The sequence below is a fragment of the Streptomyces sp. NPDC005728 genome, from assembly GCF_040630895.1.
In the GTDB taxonomy this organism is placed as follows: domain Bacteria; phylum Actinomycetota; class Actinomycetes; order Streptomycetales; family Streptomycetaceae; genus Streptomyces.
Map to the genome: position 1 here is coordinate 1 of NZ_JBEXYL010000026.1, position 16,093 is coordinate 16,093.

Annotated in this window: 15 protein-coding genes and 1 other RNA gene; 13 read left to right on the forward strand and 3 right to left on the reverse strand. The window is 70.3% G+C overall.

Annotation, left to right across the window (positions count from 1 at the left end; genetic code table 11):
- Positions 1-101 precede the first annotated feature (101 nt).
- Complete coding sequence (locus ABZ471_RS19190; RefSeq protein ID WP_359067954.1) at positions 102-293, reverse strand: hypothetical protein; 192 nt, start codon at positions 291-293, stop codon at positions 102-104.
- A gap of 232 nt (positions 294-525) precedes the next feature.
- Between ABZ471_RS19190 and ftsE the strand changes: the two genes are divergently transcribed.
- From ftsE to ABZ471_RS19225, 7 genes are all read left to right on the forward strand, one after another.
- A complete protein-coding gene (gene ftsE / locus ABZ471_RS19195) occupies positions 526-1,215 on the forward strand; it encodes a cell division ATP-binding protein FtsE (protein WP_031159396.1) in 690 nt (229 codons plus the stop codon).
- Positions 1,216-1,244: 29 nt separating this feature from the next.
- Positions 1,245-2,162, forward strand: a complete 918-nt coding sequence (gene ftsX / locus ABZ471_RS19200) for a permease-like cell division protein FtsX (protein ID WP_359067955.1) — start codon at positions 1,245-1,247, stop codon at positions 2,160-2,162.
- Positions 2,163-2,229: 67 nt separating this feature from the next.
- Positions 2,230-3,408: a S41 family peptidase gene (locus ABZ471_RS19205; protein WP_359067956.1), complete on the forward strand. Its 1,179-nt coding sequence runs from the start codon at positions 2,230-2,232 to the stop codon at positions 3,406-3,408.
- A 68-nt stretch (positions 3,409-3,476) separates the two neighbouring features.
- Positions 3,477-4,019 (forward strand): SsrA-binding protein SmpB, encoded by a 543-nt coding sequence (gene smpB, locus ABZ471_RS19210; protein ID WP_359068046.1) that lies wholly within the window; start codon positions 3,477-3,479, stop codon positions 4,017-4,019.
- A gap of 112 nt (positions 4,020-4,131) precedes the next feature.
- Positions 4,132-4,500: a transfer-messenger RNA gene (ssrA, locus tag ABZ471_RS19215) on the forward strand.
- Between the two features lie 229 nt (positions 4,501-4,729).
- A complete protein-coding gene (locus ABZ471_RS19220; protein ID WP_359067957.1) occupies positions 4,730-6,103 on the forward strand; it encodes a nitrate/nitrite transporter in 1,374 nt (457 codons plus the stop codon).
- Between the two features lie 124 nt (positions 6,104-6,227).
- Positions 6,228-7,388 (forward strand): uroporphyrinogen-III synthase, encoded by a 1,161-nt coding sequence (locus ABZ471_RS19225; protein ID WP_359067958.1) that lies wholly within the window; start codon positions 6,228-6,230, stop codon positions 7,386-7,388.
- Between the two features lie 15 nt (positions 7,389-7,403).
- On the opposite strand, the gene ABZ471_RS19230 is transcribed toward ABZ471_RS19225, so the two are convergent.
- Positions 7,404-7,865, reverse strand: coding sequence for an anthrone oxygenase family protein (locus ABZ471_RS19230; RefSeq protein ID WP_359067959.1), 462 nt, complete (start codon positions 7,863-7,865; stop codon positions 7,404-7,406).
- Between the two features lie 368 nt (positions 7,866-8,233).
- Here ABZ471_RS19230 and ABZ471_RS19235 point away from each other — a divergent pair, with 368 nt between their 5' ends.
- Positions 8,234-8,761, forward strand: coding sequence for a helix-turn-helix transcriptional regulator (locus tag ABZ471_RS19235; RefSeq protein ID WP_359067960.1), 528 nt, complete (start codon positions 8,234-8,236; stop codon positions 8,759-8,761).
- Here the strand turns inward: ABZ471_RS19235 and ABZ471_RS19240 are convergent.
- Positions 8,712-9,251 (reverse strand): peptidoglycan-binding protein, encoded by a 540-nt coding sequence (locus ABZ471_RS19240; protein ID WP_359067961.1) that lies wholly within the window; start codon positions 9,249-9,251, stop codon positions 8,712-8,714. The two genes, ABZ471_RS19235 and ABZ471_RS19240, sit on opposite strands and share 50 nt — an antisense overlap.
- Positions 9,252-9,573: 322 nt before the next feature.
- Here ABZ471_RS19240 and ABZ471_RS19245 point away from each other — a divergent pair, with 322 nt between their 5' ends.
- From ABZ471_RS19245 to ABZ471_RS19265, 5 genes are all read left to right on the forward strand, one after another.
- Entirely contained in the window at positions 9,574-10,167 is a 594-nt protein-coding gene (locus tag ABZ471_RS19245; protein WP_359067962.1) for a CGNR zinc finger domain-containing protein, read from the forward strand.
- A gap of 269 nt (positions 10,168-10,436) precedes the next feature.
- Positions 10,437-11,021 (forward strand): sigma-70 family RNA polymerase sigma factor, encoded by a 585-nt coding sequence (locus ABZ471_RS19250; protein WP_030167252.1) that lies wholly within the window; start codon positions 10,437-10,439, stop codon positions 11,019-11,021.
- A gap of 50 nt (positions 11,022-11,071) precedes the next feature.
- Positions 11,072-11,836 carry a zf-HC2 domain-containing protein gene (locus tag ABZ471_RS19255; protein WP_359067963.1) on the forward strand — a complete coding sequence of 255 codons (765 nt, stop codon included), beginning with the start codon at positions 11,072-11,074 and terminating at the stop codon, positions 11,834-11,836.
- A 60-nt stretch (positions 11,837-11,896) separates the two neighbouring features.
- Positions 11,897-14,260: a UvrD-helicase domain-containing protein gene (locus tag ABZ471_RS19260; RefSeq protein WP_359067964.1), complete on the forward strand. Its 2,364-nt coding sequence runs from the start codon at positions 11,897-11,899 to the stop codon at positions 14,258-14,260.
- Positions 14,261-14,615: 355 nt separating this feature from the next.
- The gene (locus tag ABZ471_RS19265) at positions 14,616-16,031 is read left to right on the forward strand and encodes an NAD-dependent malic enzyme (protein WP_359067965.1); all 1,416 of its coding nucleotides are present in this window, start codon (positions 14,616-14,618) and stop codon (positions 16,029-16,031) included.
- The last annotated feature ends 62 nt before the right edge of the window (positions 16,032-16,093 follow it).

Below are 16,093 nucleotides of genomic sequence, written 5' to 3' on the forward strand. Positions count from 1 at the left end.
ACGGCACTTGCCATGGCCCTACCCCTGACCCTCAGCGCCGCACGAGACGCGTCGGCGGCGGGCGACCACCAGATGGCCCTTCCGGCGTTTCTGCGGTCTTCCTATGCGGTCTGGTGCGCCAGCAGCGCCACCGCGGCGATCAGTACCGCGAGCAGTGTGATCAGCGCCACGGGGTTCAGCCCCGTGAAGAAGCCCTCCTGCTGCAGTCGCTCGCGGCTGGCACGGCACACCCTGCACCGGCCCTCGCTCACGGGCGACGCGCAGTTCGCGCACACCAACCGGTCGTACGTCATGCGCTCGCCCTCCTTGCACCGGCCATCACACATACAACGCACACGGGAACGAGAACGTTCCCCCTCCACTGTGCCAGGTTCCCCCGGAAAGGGCGCGGGCGCTCGGAGAAGCCCGAATTCAGGCCCGTACAAAAACGCACAAGCCTCACCCAACCCCGACCGGACCCTGCGCTCGGCCGCCCGGTTCGCGTATGGTCACGCTCATCTACCCCCGGCGACCCGTGGTGCATCCGTGATCCGATTCGACAACGTCTCCAAGGTCTACCCCAAGCAGACCCGCCCAGCCCTCCGGGATGTCTCCCTGGAGGTGGAGAAGGGCGAGTTCGTCTTCCTCGTGGGGTCCTCCGGCTCCGGAAAGTCCACCTTCCTGCGGCTCGTCCTCCGCGAGGAGCGGTGCAGCCACGGCCAGGTGCACGTCCTGGGCAAGGACCTCGCCCGTCTCTCCAACTGGAAGGTGCCGCAGATGCGCCGCCAGCTGGGGACGGTCTTCCAGGACTTCCGGCTCCTGCCGAACAAGACGGTCGCCGAGAACGTGGCCTTCGCACAGGAGGTCATCGGCAAGTCGCGCGGCGAGATCCGCAAGTCCGTGCCCCAGGTGCTCGACCTCGTCGGGCTCGGCGGCAAGGAGGACCGGATGCCCGGCGAGCTGTCCGGTGGTGAGCAGCAGCGCGTGGCCATCGCGCGGGCCTTCGTCAACCGGCCCAAGCTGCTGATCGCGGACGAGCCCACCGGAAACCTCGACCCGCAGACCTCCGTCGGCATCATGAAGCTGCTCGACCGCATCAACCGGACGGGCACCACCGTGATCATGGCGACGCACGACCAGAACATCGTGGACCAGATGCGCAAGCGCGTCATCGAGCTGGAGAAGGGCCGCCTCGTCCGCGACCAGGCACGCGGCGTCTACGGCTACCAGCACTGACGAGCAACGGAAAGGCTTAACCAGACGCCATGCGCGCCCAGTTCGTCCTGTCGGAGATCGGTGTCGGTCTCCGCCGCAACCTGACGATGACCTTCGCCGTCATCGTCTCCGTCGCCCTCTCCCTGGCACTGTTCGGCGGTTCGCTGCTGATGAGCGACCAGGTGAGCACCATGAAGGGCTATTGGTACGACAAGGTCAACGTCTCGATCTTCCTGTGCAACAAGAGTGACGCGCAGTCGGACGTCAACTGCGCCAAGGGCGCGGTCACCGCGGACCAGAAGAAGCAGATCCTCGCCGACCTGGACAAGATGACGATCGTCGAGAAGGTCGCGTACGAGTCTCAGGACCAGGCGTACAAGCACTACAAGGAGCAGTTCGGCAACTCCCCGCTGGCCGGCTCGCTGACGCCGGACCAGATGCAGGAGTCGTACCGCATCAAGCTCAAGGACCCGCAGAAGTACCAGGTGATCGCGACCGCGTTCAACGGGCGTGACGGCGTGCAGTCGGTGCAGGACCAGAAGGGGATTCTGGACAACCTCTTCCAGCTGCTGAACCTGATGAACCGGGCGGCGCTCGGCGTGATGGCGCTGATGCTGCTCGTCGCGCTGCTGCTGATCGTCAACACGGTGCGTGTCTCCGCGTTCAGCCGTAGGCGCGAGACCGGGATCATGCGTCTGGTCGGTGCCTCCGGCTTCTACATCCAGGCCCCGTTCATCATGGAGGCCGCGGTCGCCGGCCTCATCGGCGGCGGTCTCGCCTGCGTCTTCCTGGTCGTCGGGCGCTACTTCACCATCGACCACGGCATGGCCCTGTCCAACAAGCTCACGCTGATCAACTTCGTAGGCTGGGACGCGGTGTTGACCAAGCTTCCGCTGATCCTCGCCACCAGTGTCCTGATGCCTGCCCTGGCGGGCTTCTTCGCGTTGCGCAAGTACCTGAAGGTGTGACGCATGCCAAGAGGGCCGTACGGGCATCCGACCGTACGGCCCTTCGCATTGTCCTAGACTCACCGCCATGTCAGGCCGTGACCTGTTCTGCCAGCCCCGCCGCATCGGCCGCGGGGCCGCCCTGACCTTGGTGTTCGCCGGCGTCCTGGTCGCGGGCGCAGCCACCGGCTCCTTCCCGGACAGCGGCCAGGCCGGCAGTGCGGGCCGCAGGACCGCCGCCGGGTCCGCGCACATGTCCCCCGGACAGGAGGACGTGCAGCAGGCCGCCGCCGAGGCGATGGCCGACGGGAAGTCGCCGACGGAGGCCGCCGAGCGGGCCGTCAGCCGCAGCGGGGACCGCTGGGGCGCCGTCTACTCCGAGGGCGAGTACCAGGAGTTCCAGGAGGCCCTCGACGGCCAGTACACCGGCGTCGGCCTGTGGGCGCGGCGTGAGCGGGACGGCCGTATCGAGGTGACGAAGGTGCAGCCCGGCTCGCCCGCGGCGGACGCCGGGATCCGCAAGGGCGACCGGTTGCGCAGCGTCGACGGCAGCAAGGTCGACGGGCGGCCGGTCACCGAGGTGGTCTCCTTACTCCGCGGCGACGCCGAGGACGCGCCCGCCGGTACGACGGTCACCCTCGGCCTCGGGCGCGGCACGCGCGCGTGGAGCGAGACCCTTCAGCGGGTCCGCCTGTCCACGGACTCGGTGACCGTGCGCAAGCTGGTCGGCGGGGTCACCGTCATCCGGATCGCCGCCTTCACCAAGGGTTCCGGCGACGCCGTCCGCGCGGCCCTGCGGCAGGCCCCTGCGGGCGCCGGAATCGTGCTCGACCTGCGCGGGAACTCCGGCGGTCTGGTCACCGAGGCGGTCGACACCGCCTCCGCCTTCCTCGACGGCGGCCTGGTCGCCACCTACGACGTCGACGGCGCCGAGCGCGCCCTGCACGCCGACACCGCCGGCGACACCACCCGGCCCCTGGTCACCCTCGTCGACGGGGGCACGATGAGCGCGGCCGAGATGCTCACCGGGGCCCTGCAGGACCGGGGCCGCGCGGTCGTGATCGGCTCCCGCACCTTCGGCAAGGGCTCCATCCAGATGCCGACGGAGCTGCCCGACGGCTCAGTGGCCGAGCTGACCGTGGGCCACTACCGCACCCCCTCCGGCCATGCGGTGGACCGCCGGGGCATCACCCCGGACCTGGAGGCGGGCCCGGAGGCCCTGAACCGGGCCGAGACGGTTCTCGCCGGCCTGGGCGACCCGTCGTAGGTCCCGTTAATGCGCTTCCCCCGCACCCCCTCCATGGTGCGAAAATGGACGGCACTATGAGCAAGGGAATGTACGTACCGAAGGAGTCCCAGCCCAAGCAGGGCGCAGGGGCCGGCAAGACCAGGGACGGCGAGAAGGGCGGCAAGCGCAAGATCGTCGCCCAGAACAAGAAGGCCCGGCACGACTACGCGATCGTCGACACCTACGAGGCCGGGCTCGTGCTCACCGGCACCGAGGTCAAGTCGCTGCGCGAGGGACGGACCTCGCTGACCGACGGCTTCGTCCAGATCGACCGGGGCGAGGCATGGCTGCACAACGCCCATATCCCCGAGTATCACCAGGGCACCTGGACCAACCACTCCGTGCGCCGCAAGCGCAAGCTGCTCCTGCACCGCGAGGAGATCGACAAGCTGGAGTCCAAGTCCCAGGAGACGGGACACACGATCGTGCCCCTCGCTCTGTACTTCAAGGACGGCCGCGCCAAGGCCGAGATCGCGCTCGCGCGCGGCAAGAAGGAGTACGACAAGCGCCAGACCCTGCGGGAGAAGCAGGACCGGCGGGAGTCGGACCGGGCCATCGCGGCGGCGAAGCGCAAGCAGCGAGGCGCGTAGCCCCGGAATACGGTGGCACCGTCGCTCGTTGTTCACGTACGATGGCACTGCACCTCACAGCGGGTGCGCATCCCTCGCTGAGGGCCTCCTCGGAGGATTGAAAAAACAACATGGGGATGATCGGTTTCGACAGCGGCTGTCGAAGCAGGGGAAGCGTGTCGAGGAAGCGGCAATGATCTCGTAAACCATATGTCGCAAAAAATAATCGCCAACACCAAGCGCGATTCCTTCGCCCTCGCTGCCTAAGTAGCGACTTGCGAAGTGTCAGCCCGGGGCTGTTCCCGACCCGGATCCTGGCATCAGCTAGGGGACTAAACCTTGATCCCGGTCACGGGGTGAAGAGGGAAACCAAACAGTGACTGAGCCCGTCGGCGACTTGTTCGCGTGATCGCCGGGGCTGAGAAACTCACAGCGAACTGCACACGGAGAAGCCCTGATTCCGCACCGTTGGACGCGGGTTCGATTCCCGCCATCTCCACGATCGAGAGGCTCCGGCCCCTCAACCCATGTGGGCAAAGGCCCCGCTGCTTCGGCAGCGGGGCCTTTGTCATGACAGGCGGCGTGCGGGCCGCCCCTCACCGCGCGCTCACTCCCCGAGTGAGAGCAACGTTCCCTTCCGGTCACCCACAGCCACAGGCAGGAAACGCGCCCTCCCTACCTTCGGGACTCATCACCCGCGAACCAGAGCCCCGGAGCCCCGTGGAGGCGTCATGACAGCCCCAGCACCAACCCGTCGCAGCGGCCGCTGGATCGAGCGCTGGGATCCGGAGGACGAGGGATTCTGGCAGGAGACCGGGGAGAAGGTCGCCCGCCGGAACCTGTGGTTCTCCGTGCTCTCCGAGCACATCGGGTTCTCGATCTGGGCCATGTGGTCTGTGCTCGTGCTCTTCATGGGACCCGAGTACGGGCTCACCCCCGCCGACAAGTTCCTGCTGACCTCGATGGTCACGCTCGTCGGTGCCGTCGTCCGCGTGCCCTACACGTTCGCCGTCGCCGTCTTCGGCGGGCGGAACTGGACGGTCATCTCGGCCGGTCTGCTGCTCGTGCCGACCACCGCGGCCTTCGTCGTCATGAAGCCGGGTACGTCCTTCTCCACCTTCCTCGTCATGGGGCTCCTCGCGGGCATCGGCGGCGGCAACTTCGCCTCCAGCATGACCAACATCAACGCCTACTTCCCGCTGAAGAAGAAGGGGTGGGCCCTCGGGCTCAACGCCGGCGGCGGGAACATCGGCGTCCCGGTCATCCAGCTGGTCGCCCTCGCGATCATCGGGGCGAGCGGCGGGCCGCGCGTGCTGCTCGGGATCTACATCCCGCTGATCGTCGTCGCCGCCGTCCTCGCCGCTCTGTTCATGGACAACCTCGCCTCCGTGAAGAACGACACGGGCGCGGCGAAGGACGCCGCCAGGGACGCTCACACCTGGATCATGTCCTTCCTCTACATCGGGACGTTCGGTTCCTTCATCGGGTACAGCTTCGCCTTCGGGCAGGTGCTGACGAACCAGTTCGGGCGCACCCCGCTGCAGGCCGCCTACCTCACCTTCATCGGCCCGCTGCTCGGCTCCCTCATCCGGCCCGTCGGCGGCTGGCTCGCCGACCGCTACGGCGGGGCCCGCATCACCCTCTGGAACTACGTCGGCATGGCCGCCGCCACCGCGGTGCTCGTCTTCGCCAGCATGCAGAAGTCGCTGCCCCTGTTCGTGTCGGTCTTCGTCGTGCTGTTCGTGCTGAGCGGGCTCGGGAACGGGTCGACGTACAAGATGATCCCGGGGATCTTCCAGGCCAAGGCCGTCGCCAAGGGGCTGGAGGGCGAGGAGGCGGCCGCGTACGGGCGGCGCCTGTCCGGTGCCTCCATGGGGCTCATCGGAGCCGTCGGTGCGCTGGGCGGTGTCGGCATCAACCTCGCCTTCCGCCAGTCCTTCCTCTCCTACGGCTCCGGCACCGGCGCCTTCGTCGCCTTCCTCGCCTTCTACGGCGCCTGCTTCACGGTTACCTGGGCCGTATACCTTCGCCGCCCGGCCGGGCGGGTTCCGGCCACCGCGGCCGCCTCGGAGGCGCAGCCGCAGCTCAGCTACGCCGAAGTGTGACGCGGATCGCGCCCGGCCCCGGCACGGGCGCGGTATCGGTAACACCGCGGACATCAAGCCGAACCGAGCCTGTCACGAGCCGTTGACAGGCTCGTTCGGTATGCGGGCCAGGTAGGAGAGCGCCATGTACGACGAAAAGCAGCAGGCCGGACGGCAGGAACAAGGGCCTCTCGCGGGGTTCACCGTAGGTGTGACCGCCGCGCGCCGCGCCGACGAGCTGGGCGCGCTGCTCCAGCGGCGCGGTGCCGCCGTGCTGCACGCGCCCGCCCTGCGCATCGTGCCGCTCGCCGACGACGGTGAACTGCTCGCCGCCACCCAAGTGATCATCGACCAGCCGCCGGACGTCGTGGTGGCCACCACGGCCATCGGGTTCCGGGGCTGGGTCGAGGCCGCCGACGGGTGGGGACTCGGCGAGCCGTTGCTGAACCGGCTGCGGGGGGTGGAGCTGCTGGCCCGCGGGCCCAAGGTGAAGGGGGCCATCCGGGCCGCCGGGCTCACGGAGGACTGGTCGCCGTGCAGCGAGTCCATGGCCGAGGTGCTCGACCGGCTGCTGGCGGAGGGCGTCGACGGGCGCCGGATCGCCGCACAGCTGCACGGAGAGCCGCTGCCGGGGTTCGTGGAGGCACTGCGGGCCGGGGGAGCGGATGTCGTGCCGGTGCCCGTGTACCGGTGGATGCCGCCCGAGGACCAGGGGCCCGTGGACCGGCTGCTGGACGCCGTCGTCTCGCGCGGGGTGGACGCGCTCACCTTCACCAGCGCGCCGGCTGCCGCCTCGCTGCTGTCACGGGCCGAGCAGCGGGGACTGCTGGACGAGGTGCTGGCCGCGCTCGGCCACGACGTGCTGTCCGTCTGCGTGGGCCCCGTCACCGCGCTGCCCCTGCAGGCGCTGGGCGTGGACACCGTGCAGCCGGAACGGTTCCGGCTCGGGCCGCTCGTGCAGCTGCTGTGCCAGGAACTGCCGGGGCGCGCACGTGCGTTGCCGATCGCCGGGCACTGGGTGGAGATCCGCGGGCACGCGGTGCTGGTGGACGGGGAGCTGAAGCCGGTGCCGCCGGCCGGCATGTCGCTGCTGCGCGCGCTGGCGCGGCGGCCGGGCTGGGTGGTGGCCCGGTCGGAGCTGCTGCGGGCGTTGCCCGGCGCGGGCCGCGACGAGCATGCGGTGGAGACGGCCATGGCCCGGCTCCGTACGGCTCTCGGGGCGCCGAAGCTGATCCAGACCGTGGTCAAGCGGGGCTACCGGCTGGCACTGGACCCGGCGGCGGACGCGAAGTACGCGGACGCGTAAGCAGGTCGGCCACCGCTACGCGGGTGCGACGGAGGCGCGCGTCAGCATCAGGGCGCGCGTCAGGCATGCCAGCGCCGCCGTCGACAGCGCCGTCCGTACGACGTTCCACGTCACCCACGGGCCCTCGAAGTGCTCCCGCAGAGAAGCGGGAGTGCCCTTCCCCGCCAGGGCGTTGTTCAGCGGGATGTTGAAGGCCAGGGTGACGAGGAACGCGAGCGCGTAGGCCGCCAGGGCCGCCCACACCCAGCGGCCGCTCGCCGAGCCGCGCAGGTGCCAGGCCGACACCCCCGTCAGCACCAGCGCCCCCAGGAAGCTCAGGAAGAACACCGGGTTCTGGATCACGTCGTTGATGTCGCGCATGACCGCGACGTACGTCCGGTCGTCGCTGCGTGCCAGCGCCGGCATCACCGCGCAGGCGAAGACGTAGAAGACCCCGGCGATCAGGCCCATGGCGACGGTGGCGGCGCCCAGGATCACCTGGCCGGTCCCTGTTTCCCTCGTATGCGTCGTTGTTTCCCTCGTATGCGTCATGCCTTCCAGCCAACCCGAGCGGCCCGTGCCCCGGACATGGCCGAAGCGCGCACCCGCATACGCGGGCGTCCAGCTACGCCGACGCCTGAACGGCCGTACGACGTTCTGGGTACCGGGTCACGGCAACGGGCCCGGCGGCGCAGGCGGCGTCCTGCGGCGGAGGGCGCTCGGCTCACACCGTGCCACCACGCGTGCTCCGGGTTGCCGGTGCGCGCTCTGCCGGAGGTGTTCGGCCGGGCAGCAGGCTGACGCCGGACCATGGCGGGGAGAGGCCGCGCCCGGAGACGGGGCGGTGGGCAATCGGGGGGACGAGGATGACACGCTGGCAGCCCCTGCCGGATTCGTTGCCGAGAGAGGCGCGGCACCTGGTCGAGCAGCTGCGCTTCCTGAAGGGCCGTACCGGGCTCAGCCTCGCCGAACTGGCCCGGCGCACCGCCTACAGCAAGTCGTCCTGGCAGCGGTATCTCAGCGGGGCCAAACTGCCGCCACGGGGAGCGGCGCAGGTGCTGTGCCGGCTGGCGGGCGCGGACCAGGCGCGGTTGCTGGCGCTGTGGGAGCTGGCCGAACAGGCATGGCCGCGCCCCGCGCCGGAGCCCGCCGGGCCGCCGGAGGCCGGGGCCGGGGCCGAGGCAGGGGGCGCGCCGGAGCCCCGCGGGGGCGAGCACCGGCGCTGGCGGACGGCGGCACTGGTCGCGTTCGCCGTCATCGTGCTGCTGGTGGCGGGGCTGCTGTGGGGGCTGTCCCGGCGGGCGGGCGACCGTACGACCGCCCGCCCCCGGGCCCGTGGCGTGCTCAGCCGCGCTGCTCGTAGTACGCGAGCTTCCAGGGGCCGGTGCCCTTGATCCGTACCCGGTACTTGCCGCTGATCCGCTTGAAGGTGACGTTCCGGGCGTCGCCCTGGTACGTGATGACGCTGCCCGAGGACGGGCCGACGAGCCAGCGCTGGGCGAACGTCCAGCTCTGGTCGGTGACCACGCCGTCGTTCTCCGGAATGCCGTAGTGCTCCTGCCACCACTGGGTGGCCGACTCGGTCTCGGGGCCGAACGAGCCGTCGATCTGGTTCTTCTGGAAGGTGTGCCAGTCACCGTCGTCGTCCTGCCACTTGGCGCCGTCCGCGTACAGGACGGTCTCCCACAGGGCGGTGGCGTTGCTCTCGGCGTAGTCGTCGACGCCGAGGTTCTCCTCGTCCTGCCAGTCGTCGGTGACGCCGCCGCCTCCGTCGATGCCGTGGTACGACGCGGCATTCGCGGCGGGTGCCAGGGCGATGCCGGCGCCGCCGGCGCCCAGCAGCGCGGCCGTCGCCATCGCGACGACCCTGGTGCGCATGCTCATGAACGTGTCCTTTCTGAACCGCCGTCCCTCGTGGTTCCCCCCTCGGGCGGCTCCCGGTGCTTTCGCAGGACACAGCGTCACGGCCGGGGGCGGGGGCGGCGAGCCATGGCGGCGTATCTGGACCGGAGAGGACCGGCCCGGGCTCCGGCCACCGGTGTCCGCGCCGGGGACGGGCCGGACGGGGACCCCGTGGGACGGCGCGGGACGGCGCGGCGAACCGCGCGAGTCGCGGGCGGTACGAGGGGTTCCTCAGAGGTGGGCGGGCAGGCACTGTGAAGACGAGCGACGGAACGGTTCCCCTGTCCTAGGCGGTGGCAGGCACATGGCACTGGGTACGGCCACGATCCCGAACGAGTTGCGGTTCGACGCCGGGCGGATCTGTCTCGATCTCCTGTCGACCGCGCACCCGGCCGAACGGCTGGACGCCGTCGAGCCGTTGCGCACCTGGATCGGCGGTGCCGGGCTGGTGCCGCCCGGCACCCCGCTGGGCCACGCCGACGCCTCCTGGCTGGTGGGGTTCAGGGAACTGCGCGGAGACATCGGGCAGTTGGTGCGCAGCTGGGAGCCGGCGGACGCGCGGCCGTACGAGCACGCGCTCGGCCGGCTCAACGAGGCCGCCCGTGCCGCGCCGCCGGTCCCCTGCGCGGTGCGCGGCGAGGACGGCACGCTGGTGCGGGGGTTGGTGCAGGCGCCCGGGTGTGCGGGGCTGCTCGCGGTCGTCGCACGGGACGCCGTGGAGCTGCTCACCGATCCCGTGGCGCGGGCGGCCGTGCGGGAGTGCGAGGGGGACAACTGCCCCCTCGTGTACCTGGACACGTCCCGGGGGCGCAGGAGGCGCTGGTGTTCCAGCGAGGTCTGCGGGAACCGCGAGCGGGTGGCCCGGCACCGGCGGCGGGCGGCGCTCGCGCAGACCTGACTGTCCGGTACGGGTCTTCTGTCGCTTTGCGCCCCCGCGCCGCCCGGAGTGATTTCGGTAACACCGAGTTTGCCGGCCGCCCCGCACGGGCAGCTCGGCCGCCTCCGGCGATGTGTCGGAAATGTAAAGATCACGCGGTGGGAATGTGTACGCATGTCCAGGTCGTCACGTCACTCCCAAGAAATATGTCACCCCACGTTGAACACCGCGCAGCCCCCGTCCGTACGGGTGGGCGAGCGACCGACTGGGGGAACCCCCGGACACCGGAGGTGGGCGTGCGCAAGGATGCGGCCGTGGCCAATGAACGTGGATCGAGGGCCCGACATCGCATGTCCTCACAGCCCTCGGAACCAGATGAGGAGCTGATGCGTGCCCTGTACCGCGAGCACGCCGGACCTCTCCTTGCGTATGTCCTCAGGCTGGTCGCCGGAGACCGGCAGCGCGCCGAGGACGTCGTGCAGGAAACACTCATCCGAGCCTGGAAGAACGCCGGTCAGCTCAATCGGGCGACCGGTTCGGTACGCCCCTGGCTGGTGACGGTCGCGCGTCGCATCGTCATCGACGGCCATCGCAGCCGGCAGGCCCGGCCGCAGGAGGTCGATCCGTCGCCGCTGGAGGTCATCCCCGCGGAGGACGAGATCGACAAGGCGCTGTGGCTGATGACGCTGTCGGACGCGCTCGACGACCTGACCCCGGCTCACCGGGAGGTGCTCGTCGAGACGTACTTCAAGGGACGTACCGTCAACGAGGCGGCGGAAACTCTGGGCATACCCAGCGGAACCGTCCGTTCTCGGGTGTTCTACGCCCTGCGGTCGATGAAGCTGGCACTGGAGGAGCGGGGGGTGACGGCGTGATGAGCGGGTACGGGGGGTTCGGAACGGGTGGTACGGGTATGTCTGGGTCCATGCAGGGATCACAGGCCCCGAACGAGCACGAAACCGTCGGCGCCTACGCCCTCGGGATTCTCGACGACGCCGAGGCAACCGCTTTCGAGGCGCATCTCGCAGGCTGCGAGTGGTGCGCCCAGCAGCTGGACGAGCTGGCCGGGATGGAGCCCATGCTGGCCGCCCTCGCGGACCTGCCGGATTCCGGCAGCACACCCGCGATCGGTGAGTCGCTGTCCGCGAGGCCGAGCCCACGGCTGGCGGAGAAGCTGGTCGACGAGGTCGCCGAGCGCCGTGCGCTCAAGCGGCGCAAGAGCTTCTACATGGTCGCGGCCGCGGCCGCGCTGATCATCGCCGGCCCGGTGGCCGTCATGGCGGCGAGCGGCGGAGGCGACTCGGGGCAGTCCGGCACACCACTGGCGGCAACCGCCCAGACGACCTTCAACCAGCTGCCCGACAAGGTCTCGGGCACGGACAGCGCGACGGGCGCCAGCGCGACCGTCGCCATGGGAGAGAAGAACTGGGGCACCTCGACGGTGCTCGAACTCAAGGGCGTCAAGGGTCCGCTCAAGTGCTCCCTGGTCGCCGTCGCCAAGAACGGCGAGCGCCAGACGCTGGGCTCCTGGTCCGTCCCGAAGTGGGGCTACGGCCTTCCGGACGCGAAGTCCCCGGAGGCCAAGAACCCGCTCTACATCGGTGGCGGCACGGCCCTCAAGCCGAACGAGATCGACCACTTCGAGGTCGTGACGTTCGACGGAAAGAAGCTCGTCCAAGTGGACGCGTAGCCTCTGCGGGCCCCCTTCGCGTACGGTTGACGGCTGCCCAGCACGTCAGAAGGGGGCCCGGTGGCCGCTCAGGTTCAGCAGTCCGCGGTCGGCTCGGTACACGGCGCACAGGACTCCGTGCGCGACCGAGAGATCAGCGTCGAACAGGAACACCTGGACCGGGTGTACCGGCGGCTCGAGGAGAAGATCCACGAGGCCGAGTTCCTGATGAACGACGCGGCCCAGCGCGGCCAGGTCGGTACGCCGGGCGCGCTGGCCGAGCGGGACGCACAGGTCTTCCGGGCGGGCATCCACCTGAACCGGCTGAACAACGAGTTCGAGGACTTCCTCTTCGGGCGGATCGACCTGCTGCTCGGCAAGGACGGCAAGAAGGGTCCCGACGGCGCGTACACGGCGGTGGAGCCCGCCGAGGGCGCCGTCCGGTCCGACAACACCGCCGACATCGCCGAGACCCTGCACATCGGCCGGATCGGCGTGCTCGACGCGGACTACGCCCCGCTGGTCATCGACTGGCGGGCACCGGCCGCAGCGCCCTTCTACCGCTCCACCCCGAAGGATCCCGGCCGGGTGGTGCGGCGCCGGGTCATCCGCTCCAAGGGCCGCCGGGTCCTCGGGGTCGAGGACGACCTGATGCGGCCGGAGCTGTCCGCGTTCCTCGGTGGCAGCGAGCTGCCCGTCATCGGCGACGGCGCCCTGATGGCCGCCCTCGGCCAGGCCCGCAGCCACACCATGCGGGACATCGTCTCCTCCATCCAGGCCGAGCAGGACCTGGTCATCCGCGCCCCCGCCGCCTCCGTGACGTACGTCGAGGGAGGCCCGGGCACCGGCAAGACCGCGGTCGCCCTGCACCGCGCCGCCTACCTGCTCTACCAGGACCGCAGACGCTATGCGGGCGGCATCCTGATCGTCTCGCCGACCCCGCTGCTGGTGGCCTACACCGAGGGCGTGCTGCCCTCGCTCGGCGAGGAGGGCCAGGTCGCCATCCGCGCGATCGGCTCGCTGGTCGACGGCGTCGAGGCCACCCTGTACGACTCCCCGGCCGCGGCCCGTGCCAAGGGCTCGTACCGGATGCTGAAGGTGCTGCGGAAGGCCGCCCGGGGCGCGCTGGAGCTGGGGAAGACTGCTCGGGTGGGGCAGCTCGCCCTGGACGAGGACAGCGAGCCGCAGGCCTTCGACGGTCCCCCGTCCCGCCTCCGCGTCGTCGCCTTCGGTCGCCGCCTCGAACTGGAGGCCGCCGAGCTGGAACACATCCGTCGCACCGCCCTGGGCGGCACCGCTCCGGTCAACCTGCTCCGCCCGCGCGCCCGCAGGCTGCTCCTGGACGCCCTGTGGGCGAAGTCCGGCGCGGCCGGCCGGCACAGCGACCCGGAGCTGGCGGCCGAGCTGCGCTCCTCCTTCGACGAGGACATCACGAGTGAGGACGTCTTCCTCGCCTTCCTCGACGCCTGGTGGCCCGAGCTGACCCCCAAGGGGGTCCTCGCCGCCATGGCGGACGAACGGCGGCTCGGCCGCTGGGCCCGCCGGATCCTCAACCCCGGCGAGGTCCGCAGGGTCGCCCGCTCGCTGAAGCGCGACGGGTACTCCGTGCACGACGTCGCCATGCTGGACGAGCTGCAGGCGGTCCTCGGCGCCCCTGCCCGGCCGAGGAAGAAGCGCGACCTCGATCCGCTGGACCAGCTCACCGGCCTGGAGGAGCTGATGCCGGTGCGCGAGGAGACCCAGCGGGAGCGGGCCGAGCGCCTCGCGCAGGAGCGCACCGAGTACGCGCACGTCATTGTGGACGAGGCGCAGGACCTCACGCCGATGCAGTGGCGCATGGTCGGCCGCCGCGGCCGGCACGCCACCTGGACGGTCGTGGGCGACCCGGCCCAGTCCTCCTGGTCCGACCCGGACGAGGCGGCCGAGGCCCGCGACGAGGCCCTCGGCACCCGCCCCCGACGCCGGTTCCGGCTCACCGTGAACTACCGCAACCCGGCCGAGATCGCCGACCTGGCCGCCAAGGTCCTCGCCCTCGCCATGCCCGGCTCCGAGTCGCCGTCCGCCGTACGGTCCACGGGGGTCGAGCCCCGCTTCACCCAGGTGCACGACTCCGTGGCGAAGACCGTGCGGGCCGAGGCCGAGCGGCTTCTCGGCCTGGTGGACGGCACGGTGGGCGTGGTCGTCGCGATGAACCGGCGCGAGGAGGCCCGGCGCTGGCTGGCCGGGCTCGGCGACCGGGTGGTGGCGCTCGGCAGCCTGGAGGCCAAGGGCCTGGAGTACGACGCGACGGTCGTCGTGTCCCCGGCCGAGATCGCCGACGAGTCACCGGCGGGCCTGCGCGTGCTGTACGTGGCGCTGACCAGGGCCACCCAGCAGCTGACGGTGGTCTCGGGCGAGCGGGACGAACCGGACGCGACGGGCGTGCCGGACCTGCTGCGGGACTGATTCCTGTGAACTCCCGGCAGAAGGAATGGCAGTCGGCATCCGTTTGTTAGCCTGGGTGTGGCACCGGCCCGATCCAAGCCCCCGGGCCCAACCTTCGTCGCTACGAGCGACCACTTGCCGCGAGGCGAGCATGGCGGGTCGGTGTCATGAACGTGTGGGAGGCCCACGTCACCATGTGGCGTGGGCCTCTTTCTTTGCCTGATCGCTTCTCGTATGGTGGAAGTGGTTTTCCGAAAATCTAGCGGCTCCCGTGAACAAAACGTCCGCAATCCAGGGCGGCTACCACGTACTCGGGGGTAGGTGCGACGATCGGACGGCACAACTCGCGACACGGTGAAAGCAGAGGAAGTCGGCCATGGCAACGGCGCCCAGCGTCTCCTACTCGATGACCATCCGGCTGGAGGTGCCCGCGAGCGGAACCGCCGTCTCGCAGATCACCACCGTCGTGGAGTCCTCCGGAGGCTCGGTCACGGGCCTCGACGTCACCGCGTCCGGCCACGAGAAGCTCCGCATCGACGTCACGATCGCGGCCACCTCCACGGCCCACGCCGAGGAGGTCGTCGGCAAACTCCGCGGCATCGAGGGCGTCACCCTCGGCAAGGTCTCCGACCGTACGTTCCTGATGCACCTCGGCGGCAAGATCGAGATGCAGTCCAAGCACCCGATCCGCAACCGTGACGACCTGTCCATGATCTACACGCCGGGTGTGGCCCGGGTGTGCATGGCGATCGCCGAGAACCCCGAGGACGCCCGCCGCCTCACCATCAAGCGCAACTCCGTTGCGGTCGTGACGGACGGTTCCGCCGTGCTGGGCCTCGGCAACATCGGCCCCAAGGCCGCGCTGCCCGTCATGGAGGGCAAGGCGGCCCTCTTCAAGCGCTTCGCCGGCATCGACGCCTGGCCGCTGTGCCTGGACACCCAGGACACCGACGCCATCGTCGAGATCGTCAAGGCGATCGCCCCCGGCTTCGCCGGCATCAACCTCGAGGACATCTCCGCGCCCCGCTGCTTCGAGATCGAGGCGCGCCTGCGCGAGGCCCTCGACATCCCCGTCTTCCACGACGACCAGCACGGCACCGCGATCGTCGTCCTCGCCGCCCTGACGAACGCACTTCGCGTCACCGGCAAGGCAATTGAGAACATCCGCGTCGTCATGTCCGGTGCCGGCGCGGCCGGTACGGCCATCCTCAAGCTGCTGCTCGCGGCGGGCGTGAAGCACGCCGTCGTCGCCGACATCCAGGGTGTGGTGCACGCCGGCCGCGAGGACCTGGTGAACGCCCCGGCCGATTCGCCGCTGCGCTGGATCGCCGACAACACCAACCTCGAGGGCCTGACCGGCACCCTGAAGGAGGCCGTGCACGGCGCCGACGTCTTCATCGGCGTCTCCGCCCCGAACGTCCTCGACGGAGACGACGTGGCCGCCATGGCCGACGGCGCCATCGTGTTCGCGCTCGCGAACCCGGACCCCGAGGTCGATCCCGCAATCGCCCGCCAGTCGGCCGCTGTTGTGGCCACCGGCCGCTCCGACTTCCCGAACCAGATCAACAACGTGCTGGTCTTCCCGGGTGTCTTCCGCGGTCTGCTGGACGCGCAGTCCCGTACGGTCAACACCGACATGATGCTCGCCGCCGCGAAGGCCCTCGCCGACGTGGTGACCGAGGACGAGCTGAACCCGAACTACATCATCCCGAGCGTCTTCAACGACAAGGTCGCGGGCGCGGTCGCCGGAGCCGTGCGCGAGGCGGCCAGGGCGGTCGGCGCGGCGGCGTAGCGGCCCGTACCGTAGGGTGCAGGTGCTGTGAGACCGACCTGTGCAGGGGCTGTGAGGATCGA

Coding starts and splice junctions, on each gene's coding strand:
- ABZ471_RS19190 (WP_359067954.1), bottom strand. CDS start 293: ATGACGTACGACCGGTTGGTGTGCGCGAACTGCGCGTCGCCCGTGAGC.
- ftsX (WP_359067955.1), top strand. CDS start 1,245: ATGCGCGCCCAGTTCGTCCTGTCGGAGATCGGTGTCGGTCTCCGCCGC.
- ABZ471_RS19205 (WP_359067956.1), top strand. CDS start 2,230: ATGTCAGGCCGTGACCTGTTCTGCCAGCCCCGCCGCATCGGCCGCGGG.
- smpB (WP_359068046.1), top strand. CDS start 3,477: ATGTACGTACCGAAGGAGTCCCAGCCCAAGCAGGGCGCAGGGGCCGGC.
- ABZ471_RS19220 (WP_359067957.1), top strand. CDS start 4,730: ATGACAGCCCCAGCACCAACCCGTCGCAGCGGCCGCTGGATCGAGCGC.
- ABZ471_RS19225 (WP_359067958.1), top strand. CDS start 6,228: ATGTACGACGAAAAGCAGCAGGCCGGACGGCAGGAACAAGGGCCTCTC.
- ABZ471_RS19235 (WP_359067960.1), top strand. CDS start 8,234: ATGACACGCTGGCAGCCCCTGCCGGATTCGTTGCCGAGAGAGGCGCGG.
- ABZ471_RS19240 (WP_359067961.1), bottom strand. CDS start 9,251: ATGAGCATGCGCACCAGGGTCGTCGCGATGGCGACGGCCGCGCTGCTG.
- ABZ471_RS19245 (WP_359067962.1), top strand. CDS start 9,574: ATGGCACTGGGTACGGCCACGATCCCGAACGAGTTGCGGTTCGACGCC.
- ABZ471_RS19255 (WP_359067963.1), top strand. CDS start 11,072: ATGCAGGGATCACAGGCCCCGAACGAGCACGAAACCGTCGGCGCCTAC.
- ABZ471_RS19265 (WP_359067965.1), top strand. CDS start 14,616: ATGGCAACGGCGCCCAGCGTCTCCTACTCGATGACCATCCGGCTGGAG.